Here is a 17,527-nt window from a genome sequence, read left to right as displayed (position 1 = left end):
TGGAGCATGTCCACCCGCCTGATCACTCCCAGCCAGCTGTCGCTGTTCAGCATCAGCCCAGTGATCGGAGCCTGGTGGGAGGAGCTGCAGGCGCACAAGCTTTTTGAGGCAAGCAAACCAGAGCCGAGCGAACTGGAGAAACAACTCCGATCAGACGGAGCACGCCATGAAGAAGTGCTGCTGGAAAGACTTAAGGCCAATGGCCACAGCATCGCGCGACTGTTTGGAAAACAATCAGACGCCGATTACGACGCCACGCAAGACGCCATGCACCGAGGGGTGGAGTACATCCACCAGGCATCACTGCGCAATAACTCCATGCGCGGCAGTGCCGACCTGCTCAAGCGCATAGAACAACCCTCATCGCTTGGCAGCTGGAGCTACATCCCAATCGAATGCAAGCTAGCCAGCAAGCCCAAAACCACTTTTCTGGTTCAAGCGTTGGCCTACTGCGAGTTGCTCACTCCGCATCTCGGCAACAGGCCAGAAGAATTCGAGCTGTATCTAGGTGGCGCCACGTTCAAGAAATTCCGAACGAAGGACTTCTGGGCCTGGTATCAGCAACTGAGAGATCGCTACGAAGAGTTTCTCGAGTCCTTCGATCCGCATGCCATTCCTGAAGACGAGCGGGGAGACCACGGCAGCTGGTCGGCATTCATCGAAGAACGGCTCATGGGCCAGCGCGATCTGATCCTTGTGGCAGACATGCGAGAGAGCCAACGGCAGAAACTGCGCGCGGCAGGAATCACCAGCATTGATCAACTCGCCAATAGCCCAGAGAACGCAGAGATCCCCCAACTGGATCCAAGAATTTTCAAACGGCTGCAGGAGCAAGCCGAAGTGCAGTGCTCCCCCAAAGACGCAAAAGGGCGACCGGCCTATCGCCTCAGATCATTGATTGAAGGGAAAGGGTTGTACGCACTGCCGGCAGCCAATGCAGGTGACATCTGGTTCGACATGGAAGGATTCCATGACCCGGTGCTCGGCACCAAGCTCGAATACCTGTTTGGTGCCTGTTATCGCGACAGGGAAGACAAAACACCCCAGTTCAAAGCCTGGTGGGCTCATTCACCGGTCGAGGAAAAAACAGCGTTCCAGGCATGGGTGGATTGGGTCGAAGAACGCAGGCGTCAACACCCCGGCCTGCGGATTTATCACTACGCCGACTACGAAAAATCAGCGATGCGGCGCCTGTCGCAACAGCACGCCACACGCGAACGCGAAATCAGCGAATGGCTGAGCAAGAACGTGCTAGTGGATCTTCGCCCGATCGTTAAGCACGCAATTGTGCTGGGGGAACCGAACTATTCGATCAAATCGGTGGAGCACCTCTACATGGGTGCACGCCAGGCAGGTGTCACCAACGCAGGCGATTCAGTGGTCGCCTACCAACGATGGATCGACTCAGGCGAGCCAGCGTGTCCAGGCCATGAACCGGATGGCAGCCCACAACTTCTTTCTATCGAGAACTACAACGAAGAAGACTGTGAATCGACGACCTATCTCCACGACTGGTTGTGCGATCTCCGCCAACAGCAAGGCTTGCCCGATCACTTCGTTGATTCGAAAGCAACGGAGAACGCCGAGCCACGGGAGCTGAAGCCACTCGAGCAGCTCAGCGAACAACTCCTGGCCCAAATCCCTGCTGAACCGTCCGAGCGTGTGGGGCTGAGCCCGCTTCAACTCAGCTGGAACGCCCATGAACTCGTGGCGCAGCTGCTGCCCTTCCACATCCGCGAAAACAATGTGGCTTGGTGGGCGTTCTTCGATCGGCGGGAACAAGCCCTCACCAACCCCAGCGACCTGAGCGATGAAGGAGAAGCCGTCGCCGATGCGCAATGGGTGAGCACCGCGGCTCAAGAAAGTGCGCGGGCCGGTGCTGACTACCACCACTTCCGCTTTGACCCAAACCAGCTGCTGAAGTTCAAGTGGAAACCAGGGGGGTTCCCGCAAAAAGTGGAGTTTGCCGAAACAGGCCTGCAGCTGGTGATCGACGACCTGAACGAATCTGCAGGATCGATCACTTTGAAAGATCCATGGAGCAGCCGCGACAAACGACGGGCCAATGGCTTTGATCCGCCGATCCCCAAAGGCCCAACACCGTTGATCAAAACACCATCGCTGCCATCGGAAGCAGTGTTGGACAGTCTGGAAGAACAATCCCTGGCATGGCTGGAAGGCTCGCAGTCGCTTTCACCAGCAATGGTGCAGATCCTCGAGCGAAGCGCTCTCCCCGAGCTGGAAGACGTGAACAGCGCAATCAATGGCAACCCCAATCAGGTTGCAAGCGAACTTGCTCGGTTTTTTGGCCAGCACAACGGCATTACCGTGACGCTGCAAGGGCCACCCGGCACAGGCAAATCAACGGTGACCAGCCAACTAATTGCTCAGCTTGTTGAACAAGGCCAGCGCATTGCAGTGAGCTCCAACGGCAATGCCGCCATCAACAGCTTGCTGCTGAAGACCAAAGAAGCACTGGAGGGTTCAGGTTCCGATGCTCAGATCGTCAAGACCGGCAGCAGGGAAAAAGAACTCAACGACCAGGGCATTGCCTGCATTGCACCCAAAAAGCTGAACGGAATTGAACGGGTCGTGGGAGGAACAGCCTGGAAGCTCTGCCTGCCAGAGCTTGCCTCGGAGTTCGATTTGCTGGTGGTAGATGAAGCAGGCCAGCTGTCACTCGCCAATCTGCTGGCCATGGCACGGTGTGCGCAGTCGATCCTGCTGGTGGGCGACCAACAGCAGTTGGCGCAACCCTCAAAAGCGGATCACCCGGGGGATGCCGGCCAAAGCTGCCTGGATTACCTGATGGGCGAAGGACAAGCCGTGGTGCCCAACGATCGTGGAGTGTTCTTGCCTACTTGTTGGCGGATGGAACCGAGGCTCACATCAATGGTGAGCGAACTCTTTTACGAAGACCGTCTCCGAGCCCACCCTGATAATTATGCGAACCGAATTGTCTCGCCCATTGCCTGCCAGGGCAGCGATGGTGAGCCATACCCGGCGCAAGGCCTGGTGTTTGAGGCGGTAGGGCATAGCGGCAGAAGCGTGCATGCTCCAGAAGAGATCGATCGGATCGAGCAGCTGGTCTGTGCGCTGCTGGGCAGCCGTTACGCCATCGCCCGCGGTAACCGCACAGAAGAAGGCGTGCTCGATGCCAACACAATCCTGGTGACAGCCCCTTACAACGTGCAGGTGAACCGGCTGCAACAACGGTTGCACGGCCGAGCTCGGGTGGGCACGGTGGACAAATTCCAGGGCCAGGAGGCCCCAGTAGCCATTCACTCGCTCACGGCTAGCACTGGTGATGACGCCCCGCGCGGGGTTGGCTTCCTGCTCGAGCCCAACCGCCTGAATGTGGCGATCAGCCGAGCTCAGTGCCTCTCGGTCGTAGTGGGATCACCTGGCCTGGCCAGTGGTGTTGCCAACACGGTGGCGGAGGCCGAGCAGATCAATCGGCTCTGCACATTGATGAACTGAGCTGATACAGCAGGGGCAATAACCGGTGACAGGAGTACATCTGATCTTTAAAATTTGCAGACACCAGATACAGTGCCACCACGCCTGAAAAGCTTCATGCCGGCACCATTTAAGTGGGTATCGACTCCGGCACTGGGTCAGGGCCGTGCCAGCGGCGGGAGCACTGCGGCCGAACTGTTCGAGACGGGAAGCACTCAGAGGCGCAGGCCCCTTCTTGAAACGCTTGTCCGGGAGATCTGCCAAAACAGCTGCGATCAGCGCACCGGCTCTCAAAAAGCATCCGTCTATTTCGACCTGCTGCTGCTGAAGGGCGAAGAGCGCGAAGCATTCCTTAGAGCCGCGAACTGGGATGGCCTGAGTCCACATATGGAAGCGGTGAGCGGGCTCAGTGGCGCTGCGCTCACTCTCAGGGCAGGGGTCCAGGCCATGGCAGCCGACACGCTCGTCTGCCTGCGCATCAGCGACAGCGGCACTGAAGGGCTGTCGGGTGATGACTGGGATGAGGCCGGCAACTTCCGCCGCCTCTGCATTCAAAATTTCTCCACGGGCAACGACACCGGGCGAGGTGGGAGCTTCGGGCTCGGCAAGGCGGTGAGCTGGATGCATTCCCGCCTGCTCACGGTTCTGTTCTCCTCGCGCGTGCATGGCAGGGAACAGGAAGGCCTGAGGGTGTTCGGGCGAAGCGAGATCCCGGCCCATGAGCTCGACGGAGCTTCATTTCTGGATGGGGCCTATCTCGGCTCACCCGGTCTCCGCGACGGAATCGATGTGGCTCTGTCTGACTGGAGATCGGAGGAAGCATGTATCGATCTGAAACTGGACCGGGCCGGGCTCAGCGGAAGCGGAACGACCCTGCTGATTCCCGCCTTCCATGAACCGGATCGGGAGGACACCGGAGAACTCGGCATCCGTGATCCTGAGGAGCTCTGCGCAGACCTGACCGATGCTGCAGCGAAATGGTTCTGGCCAGCGATCAGCTGGGGGCGCCTCGAGGTTCAGGCCCGTGTCTTCCGCAGCGGAGAAACACATCCGAGCCATGTGTGCCGTGCCGAAGTGAACGGCGTCTGGGCCCCCTTCCTCGCCGCCAGCCGGACCGAACCTGGCACCGTTGCCGCCCTGGAACCCGGAGACTCCGCCGCTCTGGATCTGACCGGGTTTCCCCTCCCCAGGAGAATCCACCCTGAGGATCGGCCTGACCTGCTGCATAAGCCCGCGGAAACCACCATCCGCCTCGGTGTGACCAGAGTCAGCCCGACCGAAGGCTGCCTGCCCTGCCGATCCACCATCGCTCTGATCCGCGGCGCGGGCATGGTCGTCGACTATGTCGACGGAAACCGTCTGAACGATGGAGGTGCCTACTGCGCAGCTGCACTGGTGGGCAATGCCATTCAGCACATCCCGGCTTCCGCAGCCATGGATGCTCAGAGCGCAGTGCCGGCGGATGTGGAGGAGTACTTCCGGGCTGCGGAGCCCGTCACCCATGACGACTGGCTGCCGACGACCCGGCGTCTTAGGGAGAGCTACGACTGGCGTGGATCGGCCGGGCGACTGAGGGGCCTTCGCTCGGAGCTGCGGCAGCTGGTGATCCAGAAACTGCTGATTGCAGATGAACCGTCACCGGATGAAGGCCCCGAACTGCTGGCACGGATGCTCAATCTCGGCCGGGCTGTCAGCTCGCCTTCGGAGCAGAAACGCGGCGAACGACCGCGACTGGAAATCGTTCTGGACAGAGATGGATGCTGCTTTGATCCATCACGGGAAGGGTGGTCGCTCCAGGGTGAGCTGATCCGCCATGGCAAGGGAGAGGCAAGCGCCACCGCAGGCCTCAGCTTCAGCAGCCTGGCCGATTCCGGCAAGGGAGAGGCCTGGAGAATCAGCGACCTCGAACTGATGGGCTCCGTCAGCGAAGTGAGCCTTGATGATTCCGATGCAAGGCGCTTCGTCTTCTCGGTGAGCTCAGGCTTCGGCACACTCCCGTTCCGCTGTCTGGTCCGGCCACCGGCGGGCGTTGACCCGACACTGGCCGGTTTCCGGCAGGGGGGTTGAGCCATGGAATTCCTTCCCTGGAAGACAGTCGACCTGGATGGCGCCTTCCGCGTCACCGCTCCGGAAAGCATTTCCGAAGAGGTGATTCAGGAGGTGAGCAACGCGGTCACCTTCCGTTTCAGCAGTGCGACAGAAGCCGTCCGTCTGGAGATCCTGCTGACACCGCCATGGGGCTGGGAAGACTGTTTCCCTGCTGAGGAACAGAAGCAGCCCCCCGCTCGCTTCATCTGCCGCCTGATCAGCAGATCAACCGGTCGCAGAATCGTGGTGCCGCTTGAGGATGACGGCCTCGGACTGTGGTTCGCCGAGCATGATTTCTCAGCTCTTCTTGATGGAGAGGAGATCCGAGCCGAAGCTCTTCTGGTCCGTACGGCAGCAGCGGAAGAGCCAAGCGAAGGGTTCGCCGACAAGAAGGGACAGATCGTCGGCCGCAGCCGCATTCATACGGTGCGCTTCACAAGCAGAAGTGCGAAGAGCGAAGCCCTGTTCCAGCTGCGCTGGACCGACTTCCCCAGTGGAGCGAGCCAGCAGCTCTGGCGGCTTCAGCCCGGCGAGCCGCCGGTGCTTGAACTCAACGCCAACGTCTCGGCTCCCCTGCGGAGGCTGCTGATGAGCCGCGGCAGACGCCGCAACGGTCCGGCGCTGCAGCGTGATGCTGTGTTCATGGCGATCTGCTCAGGCGTCTGGCCTCTGTTTGTCTCCGGAGCACTCGCCGATCTGCAGCGCATCGTGGATCAGGACCGGAGCATCGATCCCGAAGAGGCGATCGCATCAATGAACAGCTGGCAGAGCCGGTTGCTCGGGCTGTTCGCTCCGGGGCTAACCGGCGCTGATCTGCCTGCCCACAGCGCCCTTCCCCTGCTCGTGCGTGAACTCCACAGCCCGGGAGGATTCATGCGCCTGATGCTGAGGATGCCGGCACTGATTCAGGAAGAGACACGTCTGGTGACACTTGCCGAGGCAATGGCCGATGCCCAGCAGGTTCACCCAGCGGCGGAGGCTGAGGCGGCCATCGAAGCGGAGGCGGCATGAGCAACGATCTGTTCCGGCTCGTGCATCCGGTGAGTGAACAGGGGCTTGTGGAAGCGCTTCGCGATCCCCATCTGCTGGAGGTGAAACGGGTGGATGCCGAGGTGGACCTCTCGGGTTTCGATGCCGCACTGGAGCAACTGCTCAGCAGTGATGTCCGCGAGTCCGCGATGGATGGCGCTCTAGTGGAGCCACTGCACAGAGCCCTGCGACACTTGCCTGAATCGGTGACCACCGACATGCGCGTCTGGCACTGGTTCTGCCTTGTTCGCCATCACGATCTGGTGTGGAGGCGATGGAGGGGAAGCGCACCCGCCGATCCCGAGGACGGATTCCTCAGCGGGAAAGGGCATCGTCCGGTGCCGGCGGTTCGTTTTCTGGGCACCGCCTCGATCAACGGCCACGGCCGCAACACCTTCGCCCGTCTCTTCTTCGCCGCTCAGAGGCTTATCGGCCCCGAAGGCGAGGACTACGATCTCGTCAGGCGGCTGTTCACCAGCCAGGAGCTGCATCTCGGCATCAGTGACCGGGAATACGGCCTGCTGCCGGCGGTGAACAGGGTGCTCACAGGTGAACTGGCGGATCTTCCTGATCTGAGGGTTCGTGCGGGAGTCCGCCGCCTAAACGGCCTCGGCGGATCGATCTGTCTCGACCTGCTGGAGGAAGGCGAGATCGCGGACCTGATCCGAAGCAACGACGAGGGGAACAACGCCTGATGGTGAAAAGCCTGATCCCGGACGATCCGCATCGGTTGAAGGCCTTGAAAGGGCCCGAACAGGTTCTCGAGCCGAATCAAGCCAGCTGCAGCCTTGATGAATTGCCCGGCTACATGCGCTCGATCGCTGCGGATACCCCGCTTGCGGTGGATTTGTTCAGCGGTGCCGGAGGTCTAAGCCTTGGCCTGCACCGGGCCGGCTTCGAAGTGGTTCTGGCCTGCGACATCCGGCCGGACTCGATCGCGACTCACCGGCATCATTTCGGCGGCTGCTCGGAACAGTGCGATCTGAGTGACCCCGAGGTGCTGGCGCAGCTCTGCCGCCAGCTCAACGCCGGTGGGGAAGTTGCACTCGTAGCCGGTGGGCCACCTTGTCAGCCCTTCTCCCGAAACATCCGCTGGCGGAAGCACGACGATGACGTCATCGAACAACACAAGGAGCTAAACGAGGGCCGCCGCGAACTGTGGGAATCGTTCCTCACAGTTGTGGAGGGCGTCATGCCGCGTGCCTTCCTGATGGAGAACGTTCCTGACATCGCCCAGACGGGTGACCAGGAGGTGTTCCGTGGAATTGTCAGCCGTGCTGAAGCCGCCGGCTACCGGGTGCATGCACGCCTCGTGCATGCCTGGGAACACGGCGTTCCCCAGCTTCGGCCGCGGCTATTCATTGCTGGCACCCGACTGCCTAATGCGAAAGGCAACAGCTACTGCTCACCGCTGGTCTGGCCGGAACCCAGCTGCAGTTCCCTGGAAGAAGCGGTGAGCCTGGAGGAGGCCATCGGCGATCTGCCGGAACTGAAAGGTGACTGGTGGGAGAAGTGGAACGAGACCTGCGATTACCGCGGCCCGGGCAACGCTTACCAGAAGCTGATGCGTAGCTGGCTTCCCGTTGATCGGGATGTCCTGCACGACCACATCACCCGCAAGGTGCGAGGCGATGATCTGGAAACCTTCCAGCTGATGCGTGATACAGGTCTCCGCTATCACGAGCTGAGTGAGGAACAGCGCCGTTATGCCGTCACCAGCCGCGCCAAGAGGGAAGGAAAGCTGCTGAACAGAAAGGACCGGGAGAGCAGCTTCAGCAACAAATACAACATCCTCAAGGGGAAGGAGCCGTGTCTGACGGTGACGGCTCACATGGCGAAGGACGGCTACTGGTACATCCACCCCCAGCAGAACAGGACCCTGTCGATCCGGGAAGCGGCAAGGGTGCAGTCGTTCCCTGATGGCTTCCGCTTCCACGGCACACCTTCAAACCGTTTCCACCAGGTGGGGGAGGCGGTGGCCCCACTGGTGGGGGAAGTGCTGGGCAGAGCGATGCTGGATGCGATCAAGCAACGCACCGAAGAAGTCCTCTGGCGATCACCTGAGACGATCCGTCAGGAACTCCTCGACTGGTATCGCGATGAAGGTGTCGTGGCACTACAGCCATGGGCACGGCAAAAGGAGAACGGAGTGGAGATTCCCGAGGAGCTGAAAGCTTGGAGGGTGTTCCTCGGGGAACTGCTGGTGACCCAGCTGCCTGTACAGAGGCAGATGCAGTTCTGGCAACGGGTGCTTCAGCGCTGGCCCGATCATGAGTCGTTCCTCGCCGATGCCGAACCCAGCCGGCGCAGAACCTTCCGCAGCCTTCACCTCGAGAAGAACGAGAACCTTCTTCAGCAGGTGGCAATCCAGTTGAAGGAAGGCCTTGAATGGAGGGAATGGGTTCGCACCGATCTCAAGGGCCTCGGCCGGGACAGGATCCGGCAATGCCTGGCAATGGTCGGCATCACGACGGACCGGAGCTGCAGCATCGGGCTGGGGCGGATGGTGGGTCGGATCAACGGCAGCGATGAATCGGAGCAGCTGCTCTCTCGTCAGCACCGTGAGCTGAACCTCGGTCTAGTGCTCGGCGGGGATGAGGATGGCCGGATCTACCGCTCAGCTGTTGTCGTGGCTGATCGTTGGTGCGGACCGAAACCTTTCTGTGAGGGGGCGCGTGAGACGGATGAAAGGCCCTGTCCCCTGTATTGCGCAGGTCTCTGCGCGCAGGTGGGTTAGCTATCTACCTGATCAGAAAATATCTGCCCGCTTGTCCGTCTGATCTTCTCCAGTCGTTGCGTGAGTGTTTTCAGGTCTCGCAGTTCGCACTCCCAGATGACCATTACGGACCAGCCCATCTCACGAAGCTGGTGCTGTTGGCGTTCATCCCGTTCCATGTTCTGCTCAAACTTATTGGCCCAGAAATCCGCCCGGGTTTTCGGGGACGTGGTGTAGCGACAACCTGGGTGCCGATGCCAGAAACAGCCATGGACGAACACAACGGTTCTGTGTCTCGGCAGAACGATGTCCGGTGATCCGGGGAGATCACGCCGGTGCAACCTGAACCGGTAGCCGAGGCCGTGCAAAAGGCTGCGGACCCTGAGCTCCGGAGATGTGTTCCGTCCCCGGATCGCGGCCATGTTGCGGCTGCGGGCCGCAGTGATGGTGGTTTCGCGGACATGAATTTCAACCACCTTCCAGAATCCGTTTGAGAAAACTTTTCCGCACTTGTTTCCTCGTCAATTCCTGCTTGGCCTGAGTGCCTGTTTCGGAGCCAATGGGCAGTTCAGCGGCAGCAGCCAAATCGCCTTCGTAACGCAGGAACGCCGAACGAATGAGGGTTTCTCTCTGTTCGGTCGAGAGCAGATCTAGAGGTTGCACAACGCCATAGGCACGGATGGCCTTCGTGGCCTGACGGTAGATATCCACTCGATTTCCTTTGCTGAACTGGCTGAGACGCTGATTCATCGCAAGGAATTCCTCCCCAAGGCAGACAGCAACATCTCGGTTGCTGCTCAGGCCAGGTCGTTCGAGGATCGCACTGAAATCATCCTCCTGCAGCTCGCGAATCAGTCCCCAGCGATCCGGGTGCTCCGCTCCACGATCAAGACACATCACCCGTCGGAAGATTCGCTGGAAGGTGTTGCGAGAACCTCCCAACATCCTCACTTTCCACGAGCGGCTTCCTGATCCGTCCTCTCCTCCTTTCGAAGGCCAGCGCCATAGCGCAACATCCGGAAGCACCACGATGGTGATGAATGTCCAGCAGTCGTTGCGCAGCGCTTCCCCTGTTGGAGCCCCTTCCTCTATCCACAGTGGTGACCATGCTGCAAGCGCCTCGGCAACCTCCAGTTCGAACCGCAGGAAGCTCGTCGGTCGGCTGTCGGGAAAGCCATGGTTACGGGCAGAACTGACGATCGAGACGCGAAGTTCCTTCAGAAGCGCATCGGTGATCGGCATGCCGCCCGTCGGCTGGGTGATGGCCTGCGGAATCCTGAGCTCATCGCCGGGATCAAGATCAGCGGACCGGGAGTGCGCAAGCTGAGAGAGAAGCGATTCAGCCACCCCGGCCGGAATCTGCGGGATGAGCTGAGTCATGGGTAGTCCGTCGCCGAGAGAACACTGGCCGCCTGGCAACGCTGTCGGAAACGGTGTGGCTCTCTCCTGATCTGCTCTGTGAGCTTTTGCAGAGCCGAACAACCCTGCACCCCCATGCTCATGAGCCATCCGGTTGCGATGGCACCGACGGAGCCGTCCGGCCACTCCTGATCCAAGTTGAACCCGAATTCGTCGTTGAGCAGCAGCCAACTCAGCACCGTTGCCATGACATCAGCGCGAACCGCCCAGCGCAGAAAGCCCGTCTGTTCTGCCTCGCTCTGCAGTTGTTCGATGAATACCTGTCGATCGCTGTTGAGAAGCAACGAAACCGAGGAGATAAGTGGATCTTCCGGGCTGTCGGCATGACAATCAACGAGCCACAGACCGTCTCCGAGGCTGTGGGGGCGGAAGGCGAGGGATCGCATCGGGAAGCTGCCGAGATCCCCCTCAAGCTGCAGTGTGGCGTCCTCTCTGTAGAGGATGCTTCCACCCAGAAGTCTGATCCCGGCGATTTCTCCGCCGGTGCTGTAAACAAAAAAAGAGCTTCTGATGCGGTTGCAGAGGCGAGCCGACTCAAGATTGATGCGGAGCATCGTTCCCTCCCCTTCGTCACACTCCGCACAGTCCCGCACAGCCAGATCGGTCGCCACAAAACGCCGGCCGGTGCCTTCAGATGATCCCGTGGAAATCACCAGAGCAAGCCTGGCGTTGTCGAGCAGTGGGGTCAGTTCCGCCTGCTCGAACAAGCTTTCAGCTGTCCAGGGAAATCGGCAGATGACATCCAGCCCCGAGTCGTAGTCCCAGCTCCCCGATCCATCTTTGAAAAGCCTCTGGTTACCGTCGATGAAGGCTTCCCAGGAGCCCTGCTGACGGACATGAGGAAACAGCGTGGGATAGGGGAAAGCGATCCGGCTCATTCCTCATCTCCTGCGACGATCTCCGGGCTTATGCCGACTGCCACATAATCCGGGATACTCACAAGAACCTGAATATCCGTGCCACCTTGAGCCACCTGACAGATGTATCCCTTTTCGCTCAGAGGCACCTCGTTTTCATCGATTTCAACGCTGATCACCTCGGGTGACTTTCCGTTCGGAGCGAAAGGATCTCCGGCCCCCTCATCCATCTGTACCCATGGTGTGAAGGTGATTGACGGCCTGGTATCACTCTGGCCAGTGAGACGGACCCTGAAGCGTGCCACAAGCTGACCGTCGCGGAGGCTTGTTCCTTCCGACACCGGTGATCCGAGACGGAGAGCGGCTTTTCGACCACCAGTACCGCTGCTGCTGCTGGGTCTGCTGCCATCCGCTCCGCCGGGGCCTGCACCGATCAGGGAGCGCCCGATGTCCCCGGCTAGGGCAGCAAGAGAACTGCGGGCTTCACCACCAGGCAAACCTCCCTGGCTGATGTTGCTCCCTGAAAGGGTGCTGATCCGTTCCCGTATCCGTCTGAGTGCAACATTCACGTAGGTCCGTTGGTGCGGCGTCAGAGCTTGAGCCGCCTTCGGTTGCCAGTCATCATGTGCCGGTGGCTCAGACATGGCGAAAGCCTTCTCCACCTCGGCGTTCTTACCGATATCGGTGATGAAGACACCGGCCCACTGACGCTGCTCAGTTTCGTTGATCGAGCCCTCCATGTAGCGGACGACCAGCTCTGCCGGCCGAAGAAGAGCGACATGATGGAGCCGCTCAGGGATCAGTGCCGTATCTCGAAGGTGACGACGGAAGCGGTCATCAGCAGCGAGCTCGAACGATGCGCTGCTCTGTCCGAAGAAACCGAGAAGTTTCTTCGGTCTTTGGCAGTGAATCAGCTCTTCCTTGTCACGTGCCATCGCCAGAGCTTTGGTCATCAGAAAGAGAGGCGAGACGGTCTCGGGGTCCGGTAGAGCGAAGTCATCCCCCAGGATCGACAGACGGCATTCCATCGGCAGGCTCCCATCAGAACGGCGGGTGAATTTCGGCCAGCAGTGCCAGAGGATCGTGTCCTGAAGCCTTGCTCCAAGGTGGTTCTGGATCTCTGTTGAGGGTGAGTTCGCGAAAACCCCGGAAGGGTCGAACTCCTCGAGATCCGGATCAAGGATCATCAGGGAGGTTCCTCTCTCTTCTTGCGTGGTTCGGCTCTGGAAACCGAGGGAAGAAGCGATTACTTCCGCCCTTTCATTAAGAACAGGATCCACCGAACCACTTTCGTCTTCACCGGCTGCCCCCCACCAGTGCCTTCCGGTGAAACGTCGACCGTCATGATCAAACGCAGCGCCGAGAGCCTTGCCAATCAAGCGGTGCTCAAGCCCATCCGCTGTAGCGATAACGGAATGGACAACAACTGTTTGACACCGGCTGATCTTGAACAGGGATGACTTACCGAATCCGTAAGTCCCACCACCATGAGCAACGTCTCTTGCACTGCCGATGTTCCTGATGAAATTAACGAAATTCGCTGACTCGCCATCTACAAGAGCTCTTGAGGCGGATGTGGGTCCATCCAGCCCCTGAGTCCGTGCATCGCAGACCTCCATCACAAGTCCAGGTGAGTCCAGGAATCGACGGAGAACTCCTGCGATAGGTTCATTGGCCTGATCAGGTGGAAGCTCTTGGAAAAAAGAGTGCATCGCCTCCATCTGAGAGGAGCTGAGATGGCGGATACGGATTGAATATTGGGGTGTGCCTTTTATTTCGAGTGATGCATCCCAACTGTTCTGAATGGTCTCGCGGATGACGAGCTCGAGAGGGGAGAGTGCCGGTTGACCGAGGAGGCGTGCTGCTCCATCCGCTGCAATGTTGCCATCGCGGCTGAAGGGTTCGCTATGAAGGTGTATCAGAGTCATGTCGCGTCCACTTGTCCTGTCAGAGCGGCAAGAAGTGATTCCTCTTCTGAAGTCGAAAGACGAAATTCGGAGCAGTTAGAAAGCAGGATTTCATATCGGAGTTTGGACACACCAGCAGGGAGATTGCCGTCCGGGAAGTCGCTCCTGCGGATCCTTGGAAAGCCATCACAGACCCTGTAGAAGGTGGATCCGTGAAGGGTGAAGCGATGTTCGAGCCAGAGCTCTTTCTGCGCACTGAGGTATCCGGCGCTGACCAGTCTCGTGTCGAATGCTTCAGGGTCAGCAATCTGATTCCTGATTTCATCAACCAGTCCAGGGACATCAATCGATCCAGCGGGGTTGTCTGTGAGAACGGAATGGTGAATGAGAAGCTCGCGTCCTTCCTCCGGTTGGAGCTGGTCAAGCCCGTTCACAGTGAGCTTTGAATCACCAGCCATTCTTGATGCTTTGGCTTCGATATCGACCGATCCCCAGGAGTAATCACGCGCCGATCCAAGAGGACCGTTCCAGCCCTCCCAGAGGTGCGGTCTGGTGTTGACCAACCTTCTGAGCAGTAGGAGTTCTCCGGTCAGACCAAGGATCTCTTCTTCAGAAGGAAGAAGGCCGCCACCTTTAGAAAGCAGGCTACGGAATTCGCGAACTGCTTCCATGCACGCCTTGGTGGCTGTCGCACCGGATGCAAGATGCCTGACAACCTGGCTGGCCAGCAATGCGAAAGGAGTCTCAAGGTCTGATTCCAGACATTCGATCCTGATGTAATCGTCCGGTATCGAACCCTCCCTCAGTAACTGCTCACGTCTCACTATCAGCCGGCCACAGCCAGTCTTTGGCATGGGCGAACTACCACCTTGGCTTCTGAGAAGGAGACCAGCATTACTGTCTTGCGTAATACAAAGCAGTACATCGTTCTGATCGAGACCACTGACAGGAAGGGGGCGTGCGCTGATCGCATCTGAAGCTGGACGGTTCTGCCTGATCTGACCCCATATCTCTTTAATCTCCTGGATCATTACTGTTCCTCCTCACGTTGTTCAATCAGTTCATAATCAACGTCATCAAAAGTCTCACCCTCCACCTCCCTGTTGAGCTTGACCTTGAGGAAATGCCTTGCGGTGCTTGTGGTCACTTCCGGAAACACAATTCCGACCCCAAGCAGTCCATCAGAAAGATCATCTTCTGAATGGAGACCGTGGAGCAGAGGCAGACGGACGGATTCACTGGCTTTTTGGTCGGATTTCCATCCTCCCGGTTTCGAATCTTTGTCAATTGGATAGAGAAGCAGAAGGGGCCTGCAACCGAGTGCGTAATCTCTGTATCTCATGATAGATCGCCAGGAATCCTTTTTGCGATCAAAGTCAGGATCAGGGACAGTCTTCATCCACTCACGATAAGAATCGCGATCAACGTCAATCAAAATGTCCCGCGCACCCATCAATGCTTTGATGTAGATCACTCTCTTCAGCTCTAAATCCAAAGACTCATCTAATCTACTTTTGTAACTCGGATTAACCTTTGTGCGGGAGATTAAGGAATGATCCTTGATGACTCCGAAGCTGCTTTGTTTGCCTTTGCTACTACCTATAACGCCTAAGTTCCAAATCTCCATTGCTTCCTCGCCAGCGTCGATTTCACGTTCCAGGAATTCAGTAATACTAGTCATCGATTCTTGGTCGAATCTGTAGGTACGCAGGAATCGGAGGATCGAGCGATATGGAACATCGCGGAACAGACATGAGGCACGTTCCTTGCTGAAGCTGATATTACGATTGGCCATGACTTCGTTCACCAATTCAACACCTGCATGCCAGTTGGAGTGGTGAAAGTTGCGGTCAACTGGAAAACTGGTGGTCTGCTCGTACGTTCCGTAATACCCGATATCGCATTCTTCCAGGTTCTCCATCACGAGCTTGTTGCGGGCAGTGATGCTCAATCCGGCGATCTGAGGCACCCTTACCGCCATCTCAGATGGTGTCCACCCCTTACGGCTGATGGTTGCTATCTCTTCTCTGATCATTTCTTCAACGTTGACCAGATCCCTGAATGCACTCTCAAGTTCCCTTGTCATCCAAATGCGAGGTAGATCCTCGAAGCCGCGTCTATAGCCGAACCATCGGCCCATCTGCATGAGCGTGTCGTATTGCGAGCTTGTGCGGATGAAATAGCTACATACAAGACCCTCAATGGTCAATCCTCTTGCCAGAACATTGCCGCCAATCACAATGGTGTGTACAGGACGACCTGAATTGAAATCGAGTCGTTCGGACAATTCGCTTTCCGAGTTTTCAACAGTCATTGAGATGCTTTCTGCTGCTGAAAAAAGGAACGGAATCAGTTCATCAAAATTTTCCAAGGTATCTGGACAATCCAGCTCTTTTCTTCTTTCTACGCTGAGAACTGAGCTTTCTCTGTTCCAAAGATTTCTAAGCTGACCGAGTCTTCCTTTATCGTTATTCAGTAGAGCATCACGCATAGGCATTAACCACGACCGACTAATCATCGTACGGATGCTTCGATGACATCCTGCGTAAATCGTTGTATGAATCAGCATGCAGCAATGTGAAAGCTCTTGTCCTCGAGCCATTCGAGCAGCTAGCGACAGAAGGAACCAGTCGCAGGCATCCTCGAGGCTGGCAGTCATTTGGGGGGTAAAGATCTCACGTTCCCTCCGAGAAGGTGGTTGAAGGTATTCTCGATCATTAGCAGGAACTCTCCTGATATATGGAAGCTCATTCGCATTTTCCGCATCGACGTCGACACCGAAAAGTCTTCTCGCTCCAAAGTAGCCTTCGGGTTCATCTAAGGAGATGATGAATTCACTCGGATAAAGGTCTCTGCTTCCATCAACTGAGGTTTCTGACATCAGCACATTCGCGTACGGTGTCGCTGTGTAGCCGACGTAAGTGACTCTAGGAAGCTTTTCACAGAGATCCCGGATCAGTCCGTTGATCCGCGTAACTGAACTTCGATGTGCTGCTGTATTAATGCTTGCTTGATCGCATTCATCATCGATCATTAGTGTCGGAATTCCCTTGCGTTCGATCTCAGAGAGTTTGTTGAGTGCTTTCTTCAGCCTTCTCAGAACAGCTGCATTCTTTTTGACTACAAGAAGAGAGCAGTTACCTTTGCTCGCGACTGGAAGTTTCGGACTGCTTCCAGGCTTGAAGTCACACTCAACGGTCGTTCCTTCAAGCCATAAAGACGGATTGTGGTTGACTACATCTGATAAAAGACGAAGCTGCGTCTGTTTCCTGAGAATCTTGGTCATGCCTGACAGAACAATAACCATGCGATAACCGCTGTCTGCGGCCTTCGCGATTGTTGCTGCAATGCTGGCTGTCTTGCCACTCTGTACATATCCGAGCACTAGACCCTGGAAGCGCCCCTCTCTTGGCCCGGTTGGACATAGCAACTCGTTGGTGATCTTTGTGGATGCTCTATCAATAGAGTTGATCACCCCTTCACTCCAACCCTTGGCTGAAAGATGCGATCTGTATGCCTGCCAGCTCGGTGATTGATTGTCTACTGGGCCGAAGTACCATCGACCCTGTTTGGCAGCTGTAACAAGTGGTACAGGGTAAAAAGAAATTATCTGCGTTTCTTGGCGAACCAGTTCTTCGGCTGCTCTGTCTACTCGCTCTGCAAATGTATCTGGAATCGGGGCAAGTTGTTCTTTGAACTTTTCAGCAGCCGTCTTGATGTCCAGCGGTTCCGCTCTCAACATGTTCTTGAGTTGGATGACGATCCCGCTGATGTCGTCCATTGCTTTTCGGTGTAATTGAGAAATTAATTTTTACATTTTTAAGGCATCAAGAACCGCTGCTTTTCGATTCTCTTGCAAGGTTATTTCATCGACTACATATTTTCATTGACACCAGTAACGTCTCTTATTGATTATGCGGGATCTTCATAACCCCCGCAACTCCTCACAGGCCTGTCCATCGCGATAGAGATAGCTGTGCCCCTGCCTGAGTCACACTTGGGTCTGTCGTAGGTGCCGATTATCTTGCAGGTGAGCCGGCTGCCTGAGAGGG

Annotated in this window: 11 protein-coding genes; 5 read left to right on the top strand and 6 right to left on the bottom strand. The window is 57.4% G+C overall.

The window, feature by feature from the left end; genetic code table 11:
• The first annotated feature begins 6 nt into the window (after positions 1 to 6).
• The 5 genes from SYN8016DRAFT_RS03000 to SYN8016DRAFT_RS02980 all read left to right on the top strand — a co-directional run bounded on the left by SYN8016DRAFT_RS03000 (position 7) and on the right by SYN8016DRAFT_RS02980 (position 9,313).
• Positions 7 to 3,480 carry a TM0106 family RecB-like putative nuclease gene (locus SYN8016DRAFT_RS03000; RefSeq protein WP_006852774.1) on the top strand — a complete coding sequence of 1,158 codons (3,474 nt, stop codon included), beginning with the start codon at positions 7 to 9 and terminating at the stop codon, positions 3,478 to 3,480.
• A gap of 96 nt (positions 3,481 to 3,576) precedes the next feature.
• Entirely contained in the window at positions 3,577 to 5,526 is a 1,950-nt protein-coding gene (locus tag SYN8016DRAFT_RS02995; RefSeq protein WP_006852773.1) for a hypothetical protein, read from the top strand.
• 3 nt (positions 5,527 to 5,529) lie between these two features.
• Positions 5,530 to 6,558, top strand: coding sequence for a hypothetical protein (locus SYN8016DRAFT_RS02990; RefSeq protein ID WP_006852772.1), 1,029 nt, complete (start codon positions 5,530 to 5,532; stop codon positions 6,556 to 6,558).
• Positions 6,559 to 6,587: 29 nt separating this feature from the next.
• Positions 6,588 to 7,271: a DUF6339 family protein gene (locus SYN8016DRAFT_RS02985; protein WP_253909771.1), complete on the top strand. Its 684-nt coding sequence runs from the start codon at positions 6,588 to 6,590 to the stop codon at positions 7,269 to 7,271.
• Positions 7,271 to 9,313, top strand: coding sequence for a DNA cytosine methyltransferase (locus SYN8016DRAFT_RS02980; RefSeq protein WP_006852770.1), 2,043 nt, complete (start codon positions 7,271 to 7,273; stop codon positions 9,311 to 9,313). Before SYN8016DRAFT_RS02985 ends, SYN8016DRAFT_RS02980 begins: the two co-directional genes overlap by 1 nt.
• Here SYN8016DRAFT_RS02980 and SYN8016DRAFT_RS02975 read toward each other — a convergent pair.
• The 6 genes from SYN8016DRAFT_RS02975 to SYN8016DRAFT_RS02950 are packed head-to-tail and all read right to left on the bottom strand — an operon-like array spanning position 9,310 to position 17,256.
• On the bottom strand, positions 9,310 to 9,768 hold the full coding sequence (locus tag SYN8016DRAFT_RS02975; RefSeq protein WP_006852769.1) for a very short patch repair endonuclease: 459 nt from the start codon (positions 9,766 to 9,768) through the stop codon (positions 9,310 to 9,312). The two genes, SYN8016DRAFT_RS02980 and SYN8016DRAFT_RS02975, sit on opposite strands and share 4 nt — an antisense overlap.
• Positions 9,761 to 10,672, bottom strand: a complete 912-nt coding sequence (locus tag SYN8016DRAFT_RS02970; protein WP_006852768.1) for a hypothetical protein — start codon at positions 10,670 to 10,672, stop codon at positions 9,761 to 9,763. The genes SYN8016DRAFT_RS02975 and SYN8016DRAFT_RS02970 overlap by 8 nt, the downstream gene beginning before the upstream one ends.
• Positions 10,669 to 11,589: a hypothetical protein gene (locus SYN8016DRAFT_RS02965; protein ID WP_006852767.1), complete on the bottom strand. Its 921-nt coding sequence runs from the start codon at positions 11,587 to 11,589 to the stop codon at positions 10,669 to 10,671. The genes SYN8016DRAFT_RS02970 and SYN8016DRAFT_RS02965 overlap by 4 nt, the downstream gene beginning before the upstream one ends.
• Positions 11,586 to 13,496 (bottom strand): hypothetical protein, encoded by a 1,911-nt coding sequence (locus tag SYN8016DRAFT_RS02960; protein WP_006852766.1) that lies wholly within the window; start codon positions 13,494 to 13,496, stop codon positions 11,586 to 11,588. The genes SYN8016DRAFT_RS02965 and SYN8016DRAFT_RS02960 overlap by 4 nt, the downstream gene beginning before the upstream one ends.
• Positions 13,493 to 14,506, bottom strand: coding sequence for a PD-(D/E)XK motif protein (locus SYN8016DRAFT_RS02955; RefSeq protein WP_006852765.1), 1,014 nt, complete (start codon positions 14,504 to 14,506; stop codon positions 13,493 to 13,495). The genes SYN8016DRAFT_RS02960 and SYN8016DRAFT_RS02955 overlap by 4 nt, the downstream gene beginning before the upstream one ends.
• Entirely contained in the window at positions 14,506 to 17,256 is a 2,751-nt protein-coding gene (locus SYN8016DRAFT_RS02950) for a Z1 domain-containing protein (RefSeq protein ID WP_006852764.1), read from the bottom strand. The genes SYN8016DRAFT_RS02955 and SYN8016DRAFT_RS02950 overlap by 1 nt, the downstream gene beginning before the upstream one ends.
• Positions 17,257 to 17,527: the final 271 nt, after the last annotated feature.

The sequence above is a fragment of the Synechococcus sp. WH 8016 genome, assembly GCF_000230675.1.
Taxonomy (GTDB): Bacteria; Cyanobacteriota; Cyanobacteriia; order PCC-6307; family Cyanobiaceae; genus Synechococcus_C.
Note: the sequence above shows the minus strand (reverse complement) of the source record. Positions and strands in the feature narration are given on the sequence as shown.